Genomic DNA, 17,033 nt, shown 5'->3' with positions numbered 1-17,033 from the left:
TTTCCTCCTCGCGGGTTGTCAGGGTTCTAACAGATTATAGAACGTCCTCGCCGATGCAGGCACGATCCAGCCAGCGTCACCCGGATATGTCGCCTGATTCACACTGCGGTTATTCCAGGATATTTCCCACCTCGTCATTGTCATTTGTGAGGAATAATTAACCGATCCGTGCAGTTAATATTGCGCTAGCCAAAAAGAATGAGGTCACTATGTCTGTGATGGTAATTACCGGCGGAACCGCGGGGGCGGGTAAAGCCACCGCGCTGCGTTTCGCCCGCGCAGGATATCACGTGGCGCTGATCGCCCGAGATGAGACGGGTCTGCAGGAAGCACAGCTGGCCTGCGAACGGTTTGGCATTAAAACGCTGGCCATTAGCGCCGACGTCGCCGATGCCGGGGCGCTGCAGCGCGCTGCCGCCGAGGTGGAAGCCACACTCGGCGCGATAGACGTTTGGATCAACAACGCCATGACCACCGTCCTGGCCCCCTTTCGTCAGATGAGCGAGGAGGAATTTCGCCGGGTGACGGAGGTCACCTATCTCGGCTATGTCAATGGCACCCGCGCGGCGCTGGAGGTGATGACGCCTCGGGATCGGGGAGTGATTATTCAGGCCGGCTCGGCGCTGGCCTGGCGGTCGATTCCCCTGCAATCGGCCTACTGCGGAGCCAAGGCGGCGATCCGCGGCTTTACCGATGCCGTGCGTACCGAACTGATGCACGAGCAAAGCCACATCCAGTTGACCATGGTCCAGCTGCCGGGGATGAACACCGCCCAGTTTGGCTGGGCGCGGAATAAAATGGATCAGGCCATGCAGCCGGTGCCGCCGGTCTATCAGCCGGAAGTCGCCGCCGAGGCTATCTACAGCGTTATCCAGCGTCCGGTCAACGAGCTGTGGGTCGGGAAAAGCACCATCCAGTCGATCCTCGGCCAGGTCTTCTTCCCTCGCCTGCTCGATCGGCTGATGGTGAAAAAGGCGTGGGAGGGACAGTTTACCGGCCAGCCGAAACCGGCAGAGCATCAGGACGACCTGTTCACGCCGGTGCGCGGCAATCACCCCGGACACGGCCCCTTTAACGATGGCGCGCGGCGTAAAGCGGTGACGATCAGCGCCGATCTCCCGGGAAAAGTGGCTGCCGGCGTCGGAGTAGCGGTGGCGACGATGGCCCTGCGGGCGTTGTTCCGTCGTTCCGGGAAACGGCGCTAATCCAGGCTCCGGCTGAACCAGCGGTACCCATACCCGGAAAGCGACAGCCGCGCGTCATCCCCGCCGGTCAACCTGTCCCGATAGTATTTATCTTCCAGTATCGGGCTCCAGTAGCCCCTGGCCAGCGGCGGGAGTTGCACCTCTACCGTCTTCTGGCTGCAGTTCGCCAGCATCAGCACTTCCCGCGATTCGCTGCGATAGCACAAGCCCAGCACCGCAGCAGGTTTCACCGCGAGGATGGCGAAAGGAATGGAGCCCGGCTCGGTATATTCCGCCCGCGCCAGCACCATGTTGCGCACCCGGTTCAGCAGCGATCGGGGGTGGCGTAGCGCCGTTTCGACATTGATCCGCTGGTAGCGCCACCGCCCGCTGGCTATCGGTTTTACCGGCAGATCGTCCCGCGCCGCCCGGGAGAAGCCGCCATTGGGCGCCGCCGACCACTGCATCGGCGTTCTGACCGCATAGCGCTCCGGTAAACGCAGATCGTCTCCCATGCCAATCTCGTCGCCATAGCGCATCACCGGCACGCCGGGCAGCGCCAGCAGGATCGCATGGGCCAGCGCCATGCGCCGGGTATCGCCATCCAGCATCGGCGCCAGTCGCCGGCGTACGCCACGCTGGTAAACGGACATGGATTTATCAGGGGCAAAGGTGCGGATAACCTGGCGCTTATTGCGTTCGCCAATCCCCTCGAGATCCAGTTCATCATGGTTACGCAGCCAGTTGACGAAGCAGCACCCGTCCGGCGGGGTCACCATCGCCTGCAGAGCCTTCACCACCGGGGCGGCGCGCTGCTGCGCCAGACTGAGGTAGAGGTATTTGTTAAGCCAGAAATTGAGCACCATCTGCAGCCGATCGCCGTGGCCAAAATAATGGCGGTAATCTTCTACCGCAACGTCTACTTCGCCCAGCAGTATCGCATCGGGATTGAGGCGCTGAACGACCTGCCGGAGATGGGTCAGGAGCGGGTAGCCGCGCGCCTCGTCACCCTTCCCGGCCTGTTTCACCAGATGCGACGCGGCATCGAGGCGAAAACCTGACACTCCCGCCTGCAGCCAGAAGGTGATGATGTTTTCGATTTCAGCGATCACCGGCGGATGAGCAAGATTCAGATCCGGCTCATGACGATAAAACATGTGGCGATAGTATTGCCCGGCCTGTTCGTCCCAGCGCCAGACGCTCTCCTCGACGCCGGGAAACATGGGGGGATCGTCCTTCTCCGGCGGCCTGTCGGCCCAAAGATAGTATGGCCGCCACGGCGACCGGGGATCGTGCCTGGCCGCCTGAAACCACGGGTGCTGCGCGGAGGTATGCTGGATCACCAGCTCGACGATGACCCGCAGTCCCAGCTCCCGGGCGCGGGCAATCAGCTCAATGACGTCGGCAATGGTGCCAAATCGCGGGTCAGGCTGCAGATGATCGCTGATATCATAGCCATCATCCTGCAGAGGGGTGAGATAGAACGGCGTCAGCCAGAGCACCGTCGCCCCGAGGCTGCGAATGTAATGTAGCTTTTGGCGAATACCGGCGAGATCGCCGTAGCCGTCACCGTTAGCGTCATAAAACAGTGAACTATCAACCTGATAAATGACCGCTCTGTGAAACCACTGTTCCCGTTGCATCACTATCACCTTGCTTATTCACCCTGACGGGTGGCCCGTCACTCTCCAGCAGATTCAGCGCGGTTTACGTCCACCCCTCGCCGTCGGCCGGGGTTTGGCGACAGGCGATACGGTAGCGTGCTCCGCTGAAGGCGCCCGATTCGCCACCGCGTCCACCAGAGCCTGCTGTCTGGCGGTTAATTTCAGAGGAACCTGTTCCTCGACAGCATGAAGCGCGATCGTGTGGCGTTTAACCATAGTTTTTCTCCGGCGGCTTATTTTCCGGCCTCAACGCCAGGCAGTTCAGCACGATGCAGAAATTGCCCGACGATCGTCGGCTGATGATGAAGCAGCCAGTCAGCCATGCCTCGCTCCTCCGCCAGCATCGCCTCCAGGGCGTGGATGGCATGGTGGTCGCCCACCCGTTTCGCCGCAGTCAATAAGGCGGTATAGCAGGCGACCTCGAATTGCGCAAAAACATAGGCCGTGATAATGACTTTAATGACCTCATCGCCGGGCAGCATCATCCCAATGGACTGGCCCAACGCGGCGACCCGGCTCATCGCATCCTGCAGCGCGGAGCGGGAAATATGATTACGGGCAATGATATCCTGCAGAGACGATAATTGCCGGCGGGTTTCATAGAGATGTTGTTCAAGACGCGTGCGCAGTGGCGGATAGTTTTCACTCCTTCTGATTGCGGCGATTAATATCACTTCGGCCTGTTTTTCCATCGCATGTGCATCGCGCAGCCAGTTATGGTAATTTTCAATATCCGTCATAAATACCTCTGATAACTAATCCTTTATTTGGATGTGGGATCTTCATTCTCTTCCGCCGCCTGATCCGCCCGCGCTGCGCTATATCCGGACAAATGCCCAACGATATTCGCATAAATACTAATGAGAATGACCCACAGGACGCTGTTTTTCCACCAGATTAACGAGGGTATTGCCAATATTACCCACATCACAGCAGCGACAAGATGGCAGCGTTTAATCAATGCCGGTGTCAGTTTCATTTTTATTACCTGCTATGTTATAAATACTTAACCATTGACCAGCATATTGTTAATATCATTTACCCTTCGCGTTTCACAGATAAATATGGATTAGGCGACACGATTTATTATTACCAGCCCATATAAACAGAAACCTGCGGACCGGCAGGCCCACAGGTTTTTGTTCCGGCGCTCGTTTTAACGCGCCTCAGGCTTCAGTCATTAACTGTCACCGGCTTTACGACCACCGCCATGACTGTTCTTACCACCCTTTTTACCGGCTTCGAATGCACGTTCAGGATCATTTTTAAAGTTCCCGCCGCTGTGCTGTCCGCCTTTACGCCCGGCTTCGGATGCTTTTTCACGATCTTCTGCAAAGTTACCTGAACCGCCTCTGTGCTCTGCCATAATTTCACCTTTTAGGTTTACTCGATCTCGGTTGGTAAATGGAAAATGACCCTGTTACAAATCATCGCCCTCGATATCTAACACTAGAGGAATGCTCGCAGGAGTCAAATTAACGCCAGGCTTTTATCCACGCCAAATGGAAAATAAAAAATAAATAACGAAGCGGCAGTAAAAATAAATACAGTGTAACTCACTTATTCGCCTTAGGTTATCACCATTCACTATCATGAAATTTTTTCGCCCCGGCGCTTTTGTAAAAAAATGAAAATGATGGGCGATTTTTTTATTTTTTTCATCAGCCAGGCACTTCAGTCATAAAAATACTCATAATGAGGTAGTTCATCATTCACCCATGGGTGCGAAAGAATATTTTTTCACAATGTTCCACCCCTTCGCTTTTAAAAATCACACTGTCATTCAGCCCTCCCGATAAAAATAGCCCAGCCCCGAATTAAGGATGGAATAATCCTAATTTAACACCACAAATAATAACGCAGCGACATACAACGAAAGTCGCCATGGATCAGCCGGTTAAAGTCAAATAAAGCCCCTATTTTGCCTGTTAAACAAGATAGATGATCCTCTCGCGTTGTCTGGCCTGGGGTGAAGCTGACCTATCCTTAGGTCTGGCCCGTTCTGTCTGAAGGAGATGACTATGCAAGATGAAAAACCGCCAATGAAAAAATTACCCACCTCCATGTTGCCAGAAGAGACGGCTCCACGTCCGGAGTTCCCGGAGCAAGAACAAAACCCGCCGGGTCTGGATGCGGAGATGGAGCCGTCACCGGACCACGGGGAGACCAGCTACACCGGCACCGGGCGGCTGGCGGGTAAGAAAGCGTTAATTACCGGCGGCGACTCCGGCATTGGCCGCGCGGTGGCGATCGCCTTTGCCCGCGAAGGGGCCGATGTCGCCATAAGCTATCTGCCGGAGGAGCAAGAGGATGCCGATGAAGTCATCGCGCTGATCAAAGCCGAAGGTCGCACGGCAGTGGCCCTGCCGGGGGATATTCGCTCCGAGTCCTTCTGTCAGTCGCTGGTGGCCGACGCGGTGGAAAAACTGGGAGGCCTGAGCATCCTGGTCAATAACGCCGGACGTCAGCAATACTGCGAGACCCTCGAGGAGCTCACCACCGAAGACTTTGACGCCACCTTTAAAACCAATGTCTACGCGCCGTTCTGGATCACTCGCGCGGCGCTGCCCCATCTCCAGTCAGGGAGCGCCATCATTAATACCACCTCGGTGCAGGCCTATAAGCCCAGCCCGATCCTGCTCGATTATGCCCAGACCAAAGCCTGCCTGGCGATCTTCACCAAATCGTTGGCCAAGCAGGTGGCGAAGCGAGGCATTCGCGTCAACGCCGTGGCGCCAGGCCCTTACTGGACGGTGCTGCAATCCAGCGGCGGCCAGCCGGACGAGAAAGTGAAACAGTTCGGGAAAGACACACCGATGGGCCGCCCGGGGCAACCGGTAGAGATCGCCCCGCTGTACGTCACCCTGGCATCGGATGCCTGCTCGTATACTTCCGGTCAGGTATGGTGTTCTGACGGCGGGGACGGCGTGGTCTAAATCCCTCGCCGCCGGAACGATAACCGGGCCGGCGTTATGCCGGTCCCTCCCCAGCACGATCGCCGCGCAGCCCCTGCGTGGCGATTTTTCCTCTCCCGCAGCGTCTTTAGCCGGCTGCATGCTATGATATCCGCCCGCCGCTGTGCGCTGACCCTGAGGACAACTGATGAGTAATGAGATCCCCCTGAAATTTTATGACATCGTGGACGAATACGAGACCGAAGCGGCCACGCCGGTCAAAGAGACGGAACGCGATGCGCTGGCGCGCTATTTTCAACTGCTGATTGAGCGGCTGATGAATAACGAAGAGATCGTTGAAGAGGCGCAGCAGGAGATGGCCCGTGAAGCGGCTATTGATGAACGCCGAATAGACGATATTGCCAACTTCCTTAATCAATGGGGCAACGAGTAAGTCTCATCGTCAGCTCACCGGCAGGGCCACCGCCCGCCGGTGTTGCCGCTGAACGCAACACCCATGTTCAGGCCCCGGCGGCAATCTCCCCCAGACGTCGCTGCAGCGCATCCAGAAACAGCGGTAGCCCATCGGGCTGATAGTCGCGGGAAAGATAGATGCCATAGACGCTCAGCGCCTTCGGCGTCCAGTCAGGGAGCACCACCTCCAGCGCCCCGCTGGCCAACGCGCTCCGCGCCTCCAGTTCGGGGAGCATCGCAATGCCGCACCCGGCGACCGCCGCCTCCAGCAGCAGAGAAGAGATCCCCGCGCTCAGATTGCCGCTCACCGCCACCGACGCCTCCTGCCCCTGCGCATCGCTGAATTGCCAGCGCTGGCCGGCAAAGTGGCTGTATAACAGACAGTTATGCTGTTGCAGATCGTCAAGCGTCGTCAGCGGGCCATGCTGCTGTAGCCAGCGCGGTGCGGCACAGAGGAGCGAACGACATAGCCCAAGGCGGCGAGCGATCGCCCCGGGCTCCGGGTTGTCGGTAATGCGAATAGCCACGTCGATGCGCTCGCCGATCAGGCTGACCGGATGGTTATTGATATCCAGCTCCAGACGCAGCTGCGGATAGCGAGCGAGGAAGTCCGGCAGCAGCGGAGAGATCAGCTGCATTGCCGTGAAGTGCGCGCAGGCGACGCGCAGCGTGCCGCTGGGGTCGGCCCGCTGGCGCTCGCCGGCGATTTCATCGGCGATCCGCGTCAACCCGCGGGTCTTAAGCAACACTGTTTCCCCCGCCGGCGTCAGGGTCAGCCGGCGGGTGGAACGATGGATCAGCCGGGCGCCAGCCCAGTTCTCCATCTGCTCCAGATAGCGGCTGACCATCGGACGCGACATCCCCAGCGCCCGCGCCGCGGCGCTGAGACTTCCCAGCTCGCAGATGCGCAGGTACACCTGCGCAGCAATCACTCTGTCCATCATGCCCCCTTCATCTGCACGATTTATGAAACTCAGCATCTCTTATTTCAGGAATTCTATCAAATAGCGAAATCCGTACAATGGAACGCATTCACCTGTTACTGAGAACACATCATGAAATTATCTACTCTTGCTGTTGCCACGGCCCTGTTCAGCGGTTCTGTCTTCGCGGCGCCTCTGACGCTGCAAACCTACAATCCGCAGGAAAAGGGCATCTTTTCCGTTAACTCCACCCTCGTTTCCGGCCCGCACGAAGCAGTGTTGTTTGACGCGCAGTTCAGCGTCAAAGACGGCGAAAAGCTGGTGGACATGATCAAGAAAAACGGCAAGCCGCTGACGCGAATTGTGATCACCTCTGGCGATCCGGATTTCTATTTTGGTCTTGAACCGCTGGTGAAAGCCTTCCCGCAGGCGGAAGTGGTCGCCACGCCGGAGGTGGTCAAACATATTGAAGCCACCAAAGCGGCCAAACTGGCGTACTGGGGCCCGCAAATGAAAGATGGCGCGCCGACGCAGGTGTACGTTCCGCAGGCGCTGAAGGCCAACAGCTTTACCATCGACGGCGAGAAAGTAACGATTAAGCAGCCGCAGGACTACGCGGCGTTCATCTGGATCCCGGCGAACAAAACGATCCTCGGTGGTACCGGCGTGGCGTGGGGCATGCATCTCTGGACCGCCGACACCCAGACGCCGGCCAGTCGCCAGCAATGGCGCAATACCCTGGACCAGATGATCGCCCTGCACCCGCAGCGGGTGATCCCTGGCCATTACCTCGGCACACCGCCGGAGGGAGACAGCGCGGTGCGCTTTACAAAAACGTATCTCCAGCAGTTTGAGCAGGCGCTGAAGACGCATCAGGATTCGGCCGGGGTGATCAAGGCCATGGAGACGCAGTGGCCGGGCCTGGCGGAGACCAGCTCGCTGGAGTTAAGCGCCAAAGTTAATACCGGCGAGATGAAGTGGTGATCCCGGCTGTGCGTGAGGGAGACTGTTCTTAATCTGGCGCGCGAAGGTTGCTATTGCCCTGAAAATGGACCACCCTAGCTGAGGTCGCACAAAAAACGTGCGGCCGACTTTGGGTTACATTTCATCCGGTCACCACCGGGTTTGCCCTTGAAACCAGAACAGGATAAAGGAGTCAGAATGAAATCGAACCATCAGGCACGTCATCTTCTCGGTCTGAACTATAAGCTTTCCCAGCAGAAAAAAGTGGTGCTGGAAGGCGATGAAGAAACCACCCTCAACCACATCCATGCTACCGGCCGCAAACGCCGCGGTGGTTAATTTTCAGTCTGAGTGATGATAAACAACACCGTCCTGTTGCCAGGATGGTGTTTTTTTATGGCAATTGATTGCTTGTTTACCCGCTTGACGACCATCTGCTCTATACTCTGCCCGCTGCTTTCCACCCGCCCTCGCTTATCGCCGCGCCGGGACTGTGGTCATGATCAAGGAGTTAGTGCGATGCAATTTACTCATAAGAAAAACCGTTCCCTGTACATCCCTTACGCGGGTCCCGTTCTGCTTGAATTCCCCCTGCTCAACAAGGGCAGCGCCTTCAGTCTGGAAGAGCGCAGCAATTTCAACCTTCTTGGTCTGCTGCCGGAAGTGGTTGAAACCATCGAAGAGCAAGCGGAACGCGCCTGGATCCAGTATCAGGGATTCAAAACTGAAATCGACAAACACATCTACCTGCGTAACATCCAGGACACCAACGAAACCCTGTTTTATCGCCTGATCGGCAACCATCTCGAAGAGATGATGCCGGTTATCTATACCCCGACGGTGGGCGCCGCCTGCGAACGTTTCTCCGAGATTTACCGTCGCGCCCGCGGCGTCTTCATCTCCTACCAGAATCGCCATAACCTTGACGACATCCTGCAGAATGTCCCGAACCATAACGTGAAAGTGATTGTGGTCACCGATGGCGAGCGTATTCTCGGCCTCGGCGACCAGGGGATCGGCGGGATGGGGATCCCGATCGGCAAGCTGTCGCTGTACACCACCTGCGGCGGCATCAGCCCGGCTTATACCCTGCCCATCGTGCTGGACGTCGGAACAAACAACCAGCAGCTGCTGGACGATCCGCTGTATATGGGCTGGCGCCATCCGCGCATTACCGACGACGAGTATTATCAGTTCGTTGACGACGTGATCCAGGCGATTAAGGCCCGCTGGCCGGACGTCCTGCTGCAGTTTGAAGACTTTGCGCAGAAGAACGCCATGCCGCTGCTCAACCGCTATCGCAATGAAATCTGCTCGTTTAATGACGATATTCAGGGCACCGCGGCGGTCACCGTCGGGACGCTGATCGCCGCCAGCCGCGGCGCCGGTAGCCAGCTCAGCGAGCAGAAAATCGTCTTCCTCGGCGCGGGTTCCGCCGGCTGCGGTATCGCCGAGCAGATTATCGCCCAGATCGTCCGCGAAGGCGTTAGCGAAGAAGAGGCCCGCCAGCGCGTGTTCATGGTTGACCGCTTCGGCCTGTTAACCGACGGCATGCCTAACCTGCTGCCGTTCCAGAACAAGCTGGTGCAGAAGCGTGAGCATCTGCAGGGCTGGGATACCACTAACGATGTGCTGTCCCTGCTGGACGTGGTGCGTAACGTGAAGCCGAACATTCTGATCGGCGTCTCGGGTCAGCCGGGGCTGTTCACGGAAGAGATTATCCGCGAGATGCACAAGCACTGCCCGCGGCCAATCGTGATGCCGCTCTCTAACCCAACCTCACGGGTGGAAGCGACGCCGCAGAATATCCTGAGCTGGACCGACGGCGAGGCGCTGGTCGCCACCGGCAGCCCGTTTGCCCCGGTCACCCTGAAAGGCAAGCAGTACGCTATCGCGCAATGCAATAACTCCTATATCTTCCCGGGGATTGGTCTGGGCGTGATTGCTTCCGGCGCGTCGCGGGTCACCGATGAGATGCTGATGGCCGCCAGTGAAACCCTGGCGAAACACTCGCCGCTGGTGAACAACGGTGAAGGTCCGGTGCTGCCGGAGCTGAAGGATATCCAGACCGTCTCACGGGCAATTGCCTTCGCGGTCGGCAAAGTGGCGCAGGAGCAAGGCGTGGCGGTAAAAACCTCCGCTGAAGCGCTGCTGCAGGCCATTAGCGATAATTTCTGGCAGCCGGAATATCGCAATTATCGCCGCACCTCGATTTAATCACGCTCACCGGGTCGACATATCGGCCCGGTTTTTAATAACGTCAGAATAATATCTCCCGCCACAGAAACGCCTTTTTCGCCCATATTCATTCATCGTAAAAATATAAAACGGATAGCATTTGCCGCGCGCCCTCCGCTGTGCAAAATAGTTGTTTCTCACCCCCTCACAATGGAATGTGAAATGCAAAAATTAACCCCTGGCGCGAATAAAGCGAATGCTATACTGATCCGTATTGTCTTGTTTCTCATCGGCGGGGTCGCCATCATCGCTGGCCTGTGCCTGTTTGGCGGTGATATGTGGATGCTCACCCCGCGGGCTGAACAGTATCAGCCCGCCACCGGCGATCTGGTGGATGTCGTCATCTATGAACCGAGTAAATTTTTCTTCGCCCTGCTCTACGTGTTTATTATTACCCTGGTCTGGCTGTTGGCGGTACGTAAAATCCCCTGGCGGGCGATACAGCATCCTATATTACCGCTGATGGTACTGATTGCCGCCGGGATATTTATTTTCCTCCACCCGGAGGTTACCCCCGGACGATATGCCAGTATTCAGTACGGTAAACACAATACCTATTACGCGTCTATATTCTGGATGAAAACCCGGTCAGGTAGTCATTCCGCTAAGCAATCAAAATATGAAACCTTTGTTGAAGCAAAAGATCCCCGCTGGCTTATCGACAGAAACAATCTTGGCCGCGCCTGGCGCTGTGAAGTGCAGCGGCATAGCCAGTTTTACACCCTGTCATTAAATGAGGGCTGGTTTCCGAACGGCGATCCGCAGGTCCTTGCCAACCAGTGTAGCCAGATTGCCGATCTGGATACGGTCTCTGAAGACGAGCTTCTGGTCACTAAAACCATCAGGAGCCGTAAATGAGCCAGCAAAAAATCGTTCTGCGACCGACATTACGTCTCTGGCTGGGGCTGTTTAGCGGACTGTTGTTGGTGAGCGCCATCAGCGCCTTTCACGGTGAGTACTGGTATTTCGGCGATAAGCAGGCGTTTTACGCGGCGAAAGCCGGCGAGGTTTCGGTGCATGAACTCTATACGCCGGCAAAAATCCTCTTTGCTTTTATCGTCAGCACGATCCCACCGCTGCTGTGGCTGCTGCTGGTTAACCGTCGGACGCCGCGGCTGCTGACCCACATTCTCTCACCGGTGTTACTCCTGCTGGCGGGACTGGTGTTTTTCTTCCTGAGACCCGACGTGATTCCCGGCGGAGAGACCCCTGTCTATCGCTACGGCGAGCGGGAGCGCTACTACCAGACGGTCCGCTGGCAGAGACCGGAGCCGGGCGCGTGGCGGGATACCCGCTCTGAGTACAACGTGTATATCGAATATCGCGATCCCAAGGGATATCGCAAAGCCGACAATATTAAAAACGCCTATACCTGTGAAACCCACCGTGAGTCTCGCTTTTTGACCTTAACGACCGAGGAAGATTGGTATCCGGATGCGTATCCGAATATTCTCGATGCCCCCTGCCAGGCGATAAAGGATCCCCAGGCGCTGACGGAATATACCCGCGACCACGCCCGCTGGTTTCCCATCATGTTCTAGCAAACACATAAGCCCTCTGCGCCAACCCGGCTTCGTAGACAAAGGCGGCGCAGGCGAAAGCTGGCGGGCGCCCCCTGCCAGTTTTGTCACTGGCGCACTTTTCCTTTCCCCACTACACTGCCACCACCCATCCACTGACTGAATAAAAAAGGAGGCCCCCCATGCTGTATTGTGAAATGTTTATTGTTTCACATGCATTAGGCAATTGCGCCAGCTCAAGCGTTATCGGTATCGTGCTGCGATAACTATGGCTTGAGCGAAGACACTTCACGCAATCCCTTCTCTCCGGCTTACCGGGTTATCGTCAGCGAGTTTTGACGAGGCATTTGCATGCCTGTAACTCTTGAGTAAGTTGACTATGAGTACATTACTAACTGCCCATGCGCTCCACGTGGAGACTGCCTTTGGGCCGCTGTTTAACACCCTCTCCTTCACCCTGAAGAAAGGCGACCGTATCGGTCTCATCGGCCATAACGGTTGCGGCAAAAGCACCCTGTTGCAGGTGCTGGACGGCACCCTCGCGCCCACCTCGGGCAGCGTCTCACTCGCCGGTCAGTGTCTGATGGCCCGCGTTGAACAGCATCTACCGGAGGCGCTGCGTTCTCAGTCGCTGTTGCAGGCAGTGCTGGCCCCGTTACCCGCTGATGTACGGGAAGCGCAGCGCTGGCTGGCCGAACGCCTGCTGGCGCAGATGGGCTTTACCCCGGCGGTGATGGAGCAGCAAACCACTACCCTGAGCGGCGGCCAGCACACGCGCCTGCTGCTGGCCCGGGCGCTGATCCGCCAGCCTGACCTGCTGCTGTTGGATGAGCCCGGCAACCATCTCGATCTGCCGACTCTGCTGTGGCTGGAAAGCTTCCTGCAAACCTGGCAGGGGAGCTTCGTGCTGGTGTCACACGACAACACCTTACTGGATGCTGTAACTAATGCGAGCTGGATCCTCCGCGACCAGACGCTGCACAGCTTCGCCTTGCCCTGCAGCGCTGCCCGTCAGGCACTGCAGGAGCAGGATGAAAGCGCCGCGCTGCGCCATAAGGCCGAGCAAAAAGAGATCGACCGGGTCAGCGCCAGCGCCCGGCGCCTGGCCACCTGGGGTCGGGTCTATGACAACGAAGACCTCGCCCGCAAAGCCAAACAGATGGAGAAGCAGGTCGCCCGCCTGAAAGATGAGCAAACCGAGCTCAGCGTCGGCCCGCCGTGGCGTCTGTCATTGCAGGGGGACGCCCTGCCGGCTGACCGCCTGCTGGAGATGGACACCCTGCCCGTCGCGCCCGCGCCGGGCCTGCCATCCCTCTTCACCACCGGCGTGGCGCGCCTGCGCAGCGGCGATCGCGTGGCCATCATGGGCCGCAACGGCGGCGGTAAATCGTCCCTGCTGCGCCTGCTGTGGCAGCAGATGAAGGACGCATCGCCCCTCCCGGGGCTGCGCCTGCATCCCCGGCTGCACCCCGGCTACTATGACCAGACGCTGGAGCAGTTACCGGACGATGCCAGCCTGCTCGACGCGCTGACACCGTTCGCCCCGTCGGCCGACACCCGTAAACGGGCGCTGATCGCCGCCGGGTTTGGCTGGGCGAGACATAGCCAGAAAGTCAGCACCCTCAGCGGCGGCGAGCGGTCGCGGCTACTGTTCGTTGGACTCTCGCTGGCGCGCTACAGTCTGCTGCTGCTGGATGAACCCACCAACCATCTTGATATGGAGGGTAAAGCGGCGCTGGCGCAGACGCTGCGCGATTACCCCGGCGGCGTGCTGCTGGTCAGTCATGACCGCCAGCTGATTAGCGAAAGCTGTAACCGCTTCTGGCTGATCGACAACGCCGGGTTAACGGAATGGCACAGCCTGGAGGAGGTCTATGCCCGTCTGCAGGCCGTGGCGCCCGCCCTGGACAGTCGGCTCGCTTTGCAGAGTACACCCGCCGGGGCTGACGATGATGAGGAGGCGCTGCTGGCGCGGCTGATTGACCTGGAGCAATGGCTGGCTGACGACATGGCCCGCAAGCCAAAACATCAAAAGCCGTCACTTCAGGCGCAGTGGCGAGAGGAGATTAACCGCCTGCTTAACCAGTTGGCGTAATCTCCATGTTCCCCCCACCGGCTAAGGCGTCACGCCCTTAGCCGGTGTTTCCGGACCGGGTAAATTGCTGCTCGGTCATTACCTTTCCCCACTGCTCCCCCTGCCATTCGCGGGTTAACGTGAAGCCAAAGGATTCATACAGTTTGCGGGCCGCGTCCAGCCCTTTAAAGGTCCACAGCTGCACCGCGCTAAACTGGCGACTATCGCAGAAAGTCATCGCCTCGCTGAGCAGACGCCTGCCGATGCCGGTTCCCCGGCAGCTGTCGTCGAGAATAAACCAGCGCAGATGCGCCTCCTGCTGGCCGAGGTCCTCGCCATCGATAGCCAGCGAGCCGACGATTTTCCCTTCGCGGATCGCCAGCCAGATCTGGTTGGCCGGGGAGGAAAGCCGGGTGGCAAATTCCGCTACGCCGCTGGCGACCTTGCCTTCAAAAAAAGCGCCAAAGTCATGATGACGGGCGTAATACTCCCCGTGCATCTGGGCTATCCGGCCGATCATCCCCGGCTGGTAGCCGGTCATCAGCGAAATTTGCGGAGTCGTATCCGCGAGCGCGCTATCCCGACACTGCGCCAGCGCCCGGGCATAGGCCGCCAGTCCAGTGGCGACCGTTTGCTGCTGCGTCTCATCCAGATGGTCTAACGCCTCCACCACCTGGCGGGTACCCCAGGCGTTAATTTTCGCCACCGTATCGTGCCCCTTTGCCGTCAGGGCGAGTGATTTCGCGCGCGCATCCTCCGCGCAAGGACGCTCCTCCAGCTCACCAGCCGCCAGCAGACGAGAGACCATCCGGCTGACGCTTGATTTTTCCAGTCCCAGCAACGTGACCAGCTGCGCGGCCGTCATCTCCCCCCTCATCGATACCTCAAGCAGGGTGTGCACCGCCGAAGGTGAATAATGGGTGGCTGCCAGCGTGGTGCTCATAAAGCCCAGCTCGCGCACCATTAACCGCGAGGCGGTACGAATCTGTTGGATTAAGGGGGTGTCAGGCATGGAAGCGGGTCCGAAACATGAAATGGTTGTACAATACAACCATTATCTTCATCCTGCGTCAAGATGCAACATGGAGGGATAAGCGTTGCCGTGTGACCTGTGATTTCGCCACCACTGGGGTCGTGAGAACGAATACCGCGGGCGCCGGACAGCGCCCGCGATGAATATTATTGCGGGTTCTTCGCTTTCCAGGCCTCCCAGGCCGATTTGATCTCCTGCTTCGCAGCGGCGGCATCATTAAAACCGGCCAGCTCAACCTTTTTACGCCCCTCTGGCAGTTCTTTATAGACCCGGAAGAAGGCCTCCAGCCGCTGCTGCTCGATTTTCGGCAGATCGGTGATGGTCTTGATGTCGTCATAGGTCGGATCAATTTTGCTGGCCGGCACGGCGATGATTTTGTCGTCTTTCTCACCGCCGTCTATCATCTTTAGGACACCGATCGGCCGCAGCTTAATCAGTGTGCCCGGCGCCATCGGCGCGCGAGTGTAAAACACCACGTCCAGCGGGTCCCCATCTCCGGCCAGCGACTGGGTCAGCGAGCCGTAGTTCGCCGGGTAAGCCACCGGCATCGACTGAAAGCGGTCGGCGATGATAAACCCCGTTTTGGCGTCGGTTTCATACTTAATCATGCCACCTGCCGGGATCTCGGTGACGGCGTAAAATTCTTCCGGGTTGTTTTCCGGCTGGGGGAATTCCAGTACGTTCTGCGCCTGCGCGGCGGCGGACAGAAACAGACCGGCAGTGAGGATGGTTTTTACCAGATGCATTGTTGTATCACTCTGTTGTTATAAGAAATTGATGCGCAAAACGATAGAGTTGGGTGATGAAGAAAACATGACCATTCAGTGACGCTATTATTACCTACCAAAATTAGAGGTATTGTCTGAATTTTGTGCTACCGCTGTAGCAAAAAACCACATCCTGTACTAAAGCGCCTTGTATTTTTCTCCATAGCGTCTAATCCTTATTGGGTACTATTGCATTAATAAAATTAAACAATCCCCTCACAAGGAGACAGGCATGAAGGCTGCTGTTGTTACCCACGACCATCAGGTTAACGTCACGGAAAAAACGCTGCGCCCGCTGGAATACGGTGAAGCGTTGTTGAAAATGGAATGCTGCGGCGTGTGTCATACGGACCTGCACGTGAAAAACGGCGATTTTGGCGATAAAACCGGCGTCATTCTCGGCCATGAAGGGATCGGGGTGGTGCAAAAAGTCGGACCGGGCGTGACCTCCCTGAAGCCAGGCGATCGCGCCAGCGTGGCGTGGTTCTTCGAAGGCTGCGGCCACTGCGATTACTGTAACAGCGGCAATGAGACGCTGTGTCGCTCGGTAAAAAACGCTGGCTATTCCGTCGACGGCGGCATGGCGGAAGAGTGCATCGTCACCGCCAACTACTCAGTTAAAGTGCCGGACGGCCTCGACTCTGCCGCCGCCAGCAGTATCACCTGCGCGGGCGTCACTACCTACAAAGCGGTCAAGGTCTCCCACATCAAACCGGGTCAGTGGATCGCTATCTACGGTCTCGGCGGTCTGGGTAACCTGGCGCTGCAGTATGCGAAAAATGTCTTTAACGCCAAAGTGATCGCTATCGACGTCAACGACGGGCAGCTGGAGCTGGCGGCCTCGATGGGCGCCGATCTGACCATCAACTCCCGTAATGAAGATGCGGCGAAAGTGATTCAGGAAAAAACCGGCGGCGCGCATGCTGCCGTGGTGACCGCGGTAGCTAAAGCGGCCTTTAACTCAGCGGTGGATGCCGTTCGTGCCGGTGGCCGCGTAGTCGCGGTGGGCCTGCCGCCGGAGGCGATGAGCCTTGATATTCCACGTCTGGTGCTCGACGGCATCGAGGTGGTCGGATCGCTGGTCGGTACTCGTCAGGATCTGGTGGAAGCCTTCCAGTTTGCCGCCGAAGGTAAAGTGGTGCCGAAAGTTACCCTGCGCCCGCTGGAAGATATCAACGCCATCTTTAAAGAGATGGAACAAGGTCAGATCCGCGGCCGTATGGTTATCGATCTGCGCAGCTAATCACCTACGCCTCTCCCGCCCGGGAGAGGCGCTTGCTCCACGCTTCCCACTCGCGA

19 protein-coding genes are annotated in these 17,033 nt (G+C 57.8%); 10 read left to right on the top strand and 9 right to left on the bottom strand.

What is annotated here, in order from left to right; genetic code table 11:
- The first annotated feature begins 209 nt into the window (after positions 1-209).
- Positions 210-1,205, top strand: coding sequence for an SDR family oxidoreductase (locus tag CWM57_RS02120; RefSeq protein ID WP_100675532.1), 996 nt, complete (start codon positions 210-212; stop codon positions 1,203-1,205).
- Here the strand turns inward: CWM57_RS02120 and CWM57_RS02115 are convergent.
- The 5 genes from CWM57_RS02115 to CWM57_RS02095 form a co-directional block, all read right to left on the bottom strand.
- Positions 1,202-2,827, bottom strand: a complete 1,626-nt coding sequence (locus CWM57_RS02115) for an alpha-amylase family protein (RefSeq protein WP_100675531.1) — start codon at positions 2,825-2,827, stop codon at positions 1,202-1,204. The two genes, CWM57_RS02120 and CWM57_RS02115, sit on opposite strands and share 4 nt — an antisense overlap.
- 54 nt (positions 2,828-2,881) lie before the next feature.
- Positions 2,882-3,064, bottom strand: coding sequence for a hypothetical protein (locus CWM57_RS02110; RefSeq protein ID WP_012968126.1), 183 nt, complete (start codon positions 3,062-3,064; stop codon positions 2,882-2,884).
- 17 nt (positions 3,065-3,081) lie between these two features.
- Entirely contained in the window at positions 3,082-3,588 is a 507-nt protein-coding gene (locus tag CWM57_RS02105) for a ferritin-like domain-containing protein (protein ID WP_074385747.1), read from the bottom strand.
- A gap of 23 nt (positions 3,589-3,611) precedes the next feature.
- Entirely contained in the window at positions 3,612-3,827 is a 216-nt protein-coding gene (locus CWM57_RS02100) for a hypothetical protein (protein WP_008804758.1), read from the bottom strand.
- 201 nt (positions 3,828-4,028) lie between these two features.
- Positions 4,029-4,214: a general stress protein gene (locus CWM57_RS02095; RefSeq protein ID WP_100675530.1), complete on the bottom strand. Its 186-nt coding sequence runs from the start codon at positions 4,212-4,214 to the stop codon at positions 4,029-4,031.
- Positions 4,215-4,869: 655 nt separating this feature from the next.
- On the opposite strand from CWM57_RS02095, the gene CWM57_RS02090 reads away from it, so the two are divergent.
- On the top strand, positions 4,870-5,784 hold the full coding sequence (locus CWM57_RS02090) for an SDR family oxidoreductase (protein WP_162677465.1): 915 nt from the start codon (positions 4,870-4,872) through the stop codon (positions 5,782-5,784).
- Between the two features lie 166 nt (positions 5,785-5,950).
- Positions 5,951-6,196, top strand: coding sequence for a DUF2543 family protein (locus CWM57_RS02085; RefSeq protein ID WP_100675529.1), 246 nt, complete (start codon positions 5,951-5,953; stop codon positions 6,194-6,196).
- Positions 6,197-6,263: 67 nt separating this feature from the next.
- Here CWM57_RS02085 and CWM57_RS02080 read toward each other — a convergent pair whose 3' ends face one another.
- On the bottom strand, positions 6,264-7,157 hold the full coding sequence (locus tag CWM57_RS02080) for a LysR family transcriptional regulator (protein ID WP_074386184.1): 894 nt from the start codon (positions 7,155-7,157) through the stop codon (positions 6,264-6,266).
- A 114-nt stretch (positions 7,158-7,271) separates the two neighbouring features.
- On the opposite strand from CWM57_RS02080, the gene CWM57_RS02075 reads away from it, so the two are divergent.
- Together CWM57_RS02075 and sra are read left to right on the top strand one after the other, a co-directional pair.
- The gene (locus CWM57_RS02075; RefSeq protein ID WP_100675528.1) at positions 7,272-8,123 is read left to right on the top strand and encodes a Vmh family MBL fold metallo-hydrolase; all 852 of its coding nucleotides are present in this window, start codon (positions 7,272-7,274) and stop codon (positions 8,121-8,123) included.
- Between the two features lie 177 nt (positions 8,124-8,300).
- The gene (gene sra / locus CWM57_RS02070) at positions 8,301-8,441 is read left to right on the top strand and encodes a stationary-phase-induced ribosome-associated protein (RefSeq protein ID WP_012541615.1); all 141 of its coding nucleotides are present in this window, start codon (positions 8,301-8,303) and stop codon (positions 8,439-8,441) included.
- Here sra and CWM57_RS27350 read toward each other — a convergent pair.
- The gene (locus CWM57_RS27350; RefSeq protein ID WP_046619973.1) at positions 8,438-8,566 is read right to left on the bottom strand and encodes a hypothetical protein; all 129 of its coding nucleotides are present in this window, start codon (positions 8,564-8,566) and stop codon (positions 8,438-8,440) included. The two genes, sra and CWM57_RS27350, sit on opposite strands and share 4 nt — an antisense overlap.
- A 55-nt stretch (positions 8,567-8,621) precedes the next feature.
- On the opposite strand from CWM57_RS27350, the gene CWM57_RS02065 reads away from it, so the two are divergent.
- From CWM57_RS02065 to CWM57_RS02050, 4 genes are all read left to right on the top strand, one after another.
- The gene (locus CWM57_RS02065) at positions 8,622-10,319 is read left to right on the top strand and encodes an NAD-dependent malic enzyme (protein ID WP_100675527.1); all 1,698 of its coding nucleotides are present in this window, start codon (positions 8,622-8,624) and stop codon (positions 10,317-10,319) included.
- Between the two features lie 183 nt (positions 10,320-10,502).
- Positions 10,503-11,198 (top strand): glycosyl transferase, encoded by a 696-nt coding sequence (locus tag CWM57_RS02060; RefSeq protein ID WP_100675526.1) that lies wholly within the window; start codon positions 10,503-10,505, stop codon positions 11,196-11,198.
- Positions 11,195-11,881, top strand: coding sequence for a hypothetical protein (locus tag CWM57_RS02055; RefSeq protein ID WP_100630537.1), 687 nt, complete (start codon positions 11,195-11,197; stop codon positions 11,879-11,881). Before CWM57_RS02060 ends, CWM57_RS02055 begins: the two co-directional genes overlap by 4 nt.
- 358 nt (positions 11,882-12,239) lie before the next feature.
- Positions 12,240-13,955, top strand: coding sequence for an ABC-F family ATP-binding cassette domain-containing protein (locus CWM57_RS02050; RefSeq protein WP_100675525.1), 1,716 nt, complete (start codon positions 12,240-12,242; stop codon positions 13,953-13,955).
- A gap of 37 nt (positions 13,956-13,992) precedes the next feature.
- On the opposite strand, the gene CWM57_RS28370 is transcribed toward CWM57_RS02050, so the two are convergent.
- Both CWM57_RS28370 and CWM57_RS02040 read right to left on the bottom strand, forming a co-directional pair.
- On the bottom strand, positions 13,993-14,946 hold the full coding sequence (locus CWM57_RS28370) for a helix-turn-helix domain-containing GNAT family N-acetyltransferase (RefSeq protein ID WP_074385742.1): 954 nt from the start codon (positions 14,944-14,946) through the stop codon (positions 13,993-13,995).
- A gap of 167 nt (positions 14,947-15,113) precedes the next feature.
- Entirely contained in the window at positions 15,114-15,713 is a 600-nt protein-coding gene (locus CWM57_RS02040; protein ID WP_074385741.1) for an inorganic diphosphatase, read from the bottom strand.
- Positions 15,714-15,966: 253 nt separating this feature from the next.
- Here CWM57_RS02040 and adhP point away from each other — a divergent pair, with 253 nt between their 5' ends.
- Positions 15,967-16,977, top strand: a complete 1,011-nt coding sequence (adhP, locus tag CWM57_RS02035) for an alcohol dehydrogenase AdhP (protein WP_060875756.1) — start codon at positions 15,967-15,969, stop codon at positions 16,975-16,977.
- Positions 16,978-17,033: the final 56 nt, after the last annotated feature.

Origin of the sequence: Klebsiella sp. G-Nf4 (assembly GCF_002810615.1) — a bacterium.
GTDB classification, from domain to species: Bacteria; Pseudomonadota; Gammaproteobacteria; order Enterobacterales; family Enterobacteriaceae; genus Klebsiella; species Klebsiella variicola.
The sequence above is the reverse complement of the archived record's forward strand: the minus strand, read 5'-3'. Positions and strand labels throughout refer to the sequence as shown.

What these genes read in the sequence shown, in the direction of transcription:
- CWM57_RS02120 (WP_100675532.1), top strand. Translation starts at nt 210, where the DNA reads ATGTCTGTGATGGTAATTACCGGCGGAACCGCGGGGGCGGGTAAAGCC.
- CWM57_RS02115 (WP_100675531.1), bottom strand. Translation starts at nt 2,827, where the DNA reads ATGCAACGGGAACAGTGGTTTCACAGAGCGGTCATTTATCAGGTTGAT.
- CWM57_RS02110 (WP_012968126.1), bottom strand. Translation starts at nt 3,064, where the DNA reads ATGGTTAAACGCCACACGATCGCGCTTCATGCTGTCGAGGAACAGGTT.
- CWM57_RS02105 (WP_074385747.1), bottom strand. Translation starts at nt 3,588, where the DNA reads ATGACGGATATTGAAAATTACCATAACTGGCTGCGCGATGCACATGCG.
- CWM57_RS02100 (WP_008804758.1), bottom strand. Translation starts at nt 3,827, where the DNA reads ATGAAACTGACACCGGCATTGATTAAACGCTGCCATCTTGTCGCTGCT.
- CWM57_RS02095 (WP_100675530.1), bottom strand. Translation starts at nt 4,214, where the DNA reads ATGGCAGAGCACAGAGGCGGTTCAGGTAACTTTGCAGAAGATCGTGAA.
- CWM57_RS02090 (WP_162677465.1), top strand. Translation starts at nt 4,870, where the DNA reads ATGCAAGATGAAAAACCGCCAATGAAAAAATTACCCACCTCCATGTTG.
- CWM57_RS02085 (WP_100675529.1), top strand. Translation starts at nt 5,951, where the DNA reads ATGAGTAATGAGATCCCCCTGAAATTTTATGACATCGTGGACGAATAC.
- CWM57_RS02080 (WP_074386184.1), bottom strand. Translation starts at nt 7,157, where the DNA reads ATGGACAGAGTGATTGCTGCGCAGGTGTACCTGCGCATCTGCGAGCTG.
- CWM57_RS02075 (WP_100675528.1), top strand. Translation starts at nt 7,272, where the DNA reads ATGAAATTATCTACTCTTGCTGTTGCCACGGCCCTGTTCAGCGGTTCT.
- sra (WP_012541615.1), top strand. Translation starts at nt 8,301, where the DNA reads ATGAAATCGAACCATCAGGCACGTCATCTTCTCGGTCTGAACTATAAG.
- CWM57_RS02065 (WP_100675527.1), top strand. Translation starts at nt 8,622, where the DNA reads ATGCAATTTACTCATAAGAAAAACCGTTCCCTGTACATCCCTTACGCG.
- CWM57_RS02060 (WP_100675526.1), top strand. Translation starts at nt 10,503, where the DNA reads ATGCAAAAATTAACCCCTGGCGCGAATAAAGCGAATGCTATACTGATC.
- CWM57_RS02055 (WP_100630537.1), top strand. Translation starts at nt 11,195, where the DNA reads ATGAGCCAGCAAAAAATCGTTCTGCGACCGACATTACGTCTCTGGCTG.
- CWM57_RS02050 (WP_100675525.1), top strand. Translation starts at nt 12,240, where the DNA reads ATGAGTACATTACTAACTGCCCATGCGCTCCACGTGGAGACTGCCTTT.
- CWM57_RS28370 (WP_074385742.1), bottom strand. Translation starts at nt 14,946, where the DNA reads ATGCCTGACACCCCCTTAATCCAACAGATTCGTACCGCCTCGCGGTTA.
- CWM57_RS02040 (WP_074385741.1), bottom strand. Translation starts at nt 15,713, where the DNA reads ATGCATCTGGTAAAAACCATCCTCACTGCCGGTCTGTTTCTGTCCGCC.
- adhP (WP_060875756.1), top strand. Translation starts at nt 15,967, where the DNA reads ATGAAGGCTGCTGTTGTTACCCACGACCATCAGGTTAACGTCACGGAA.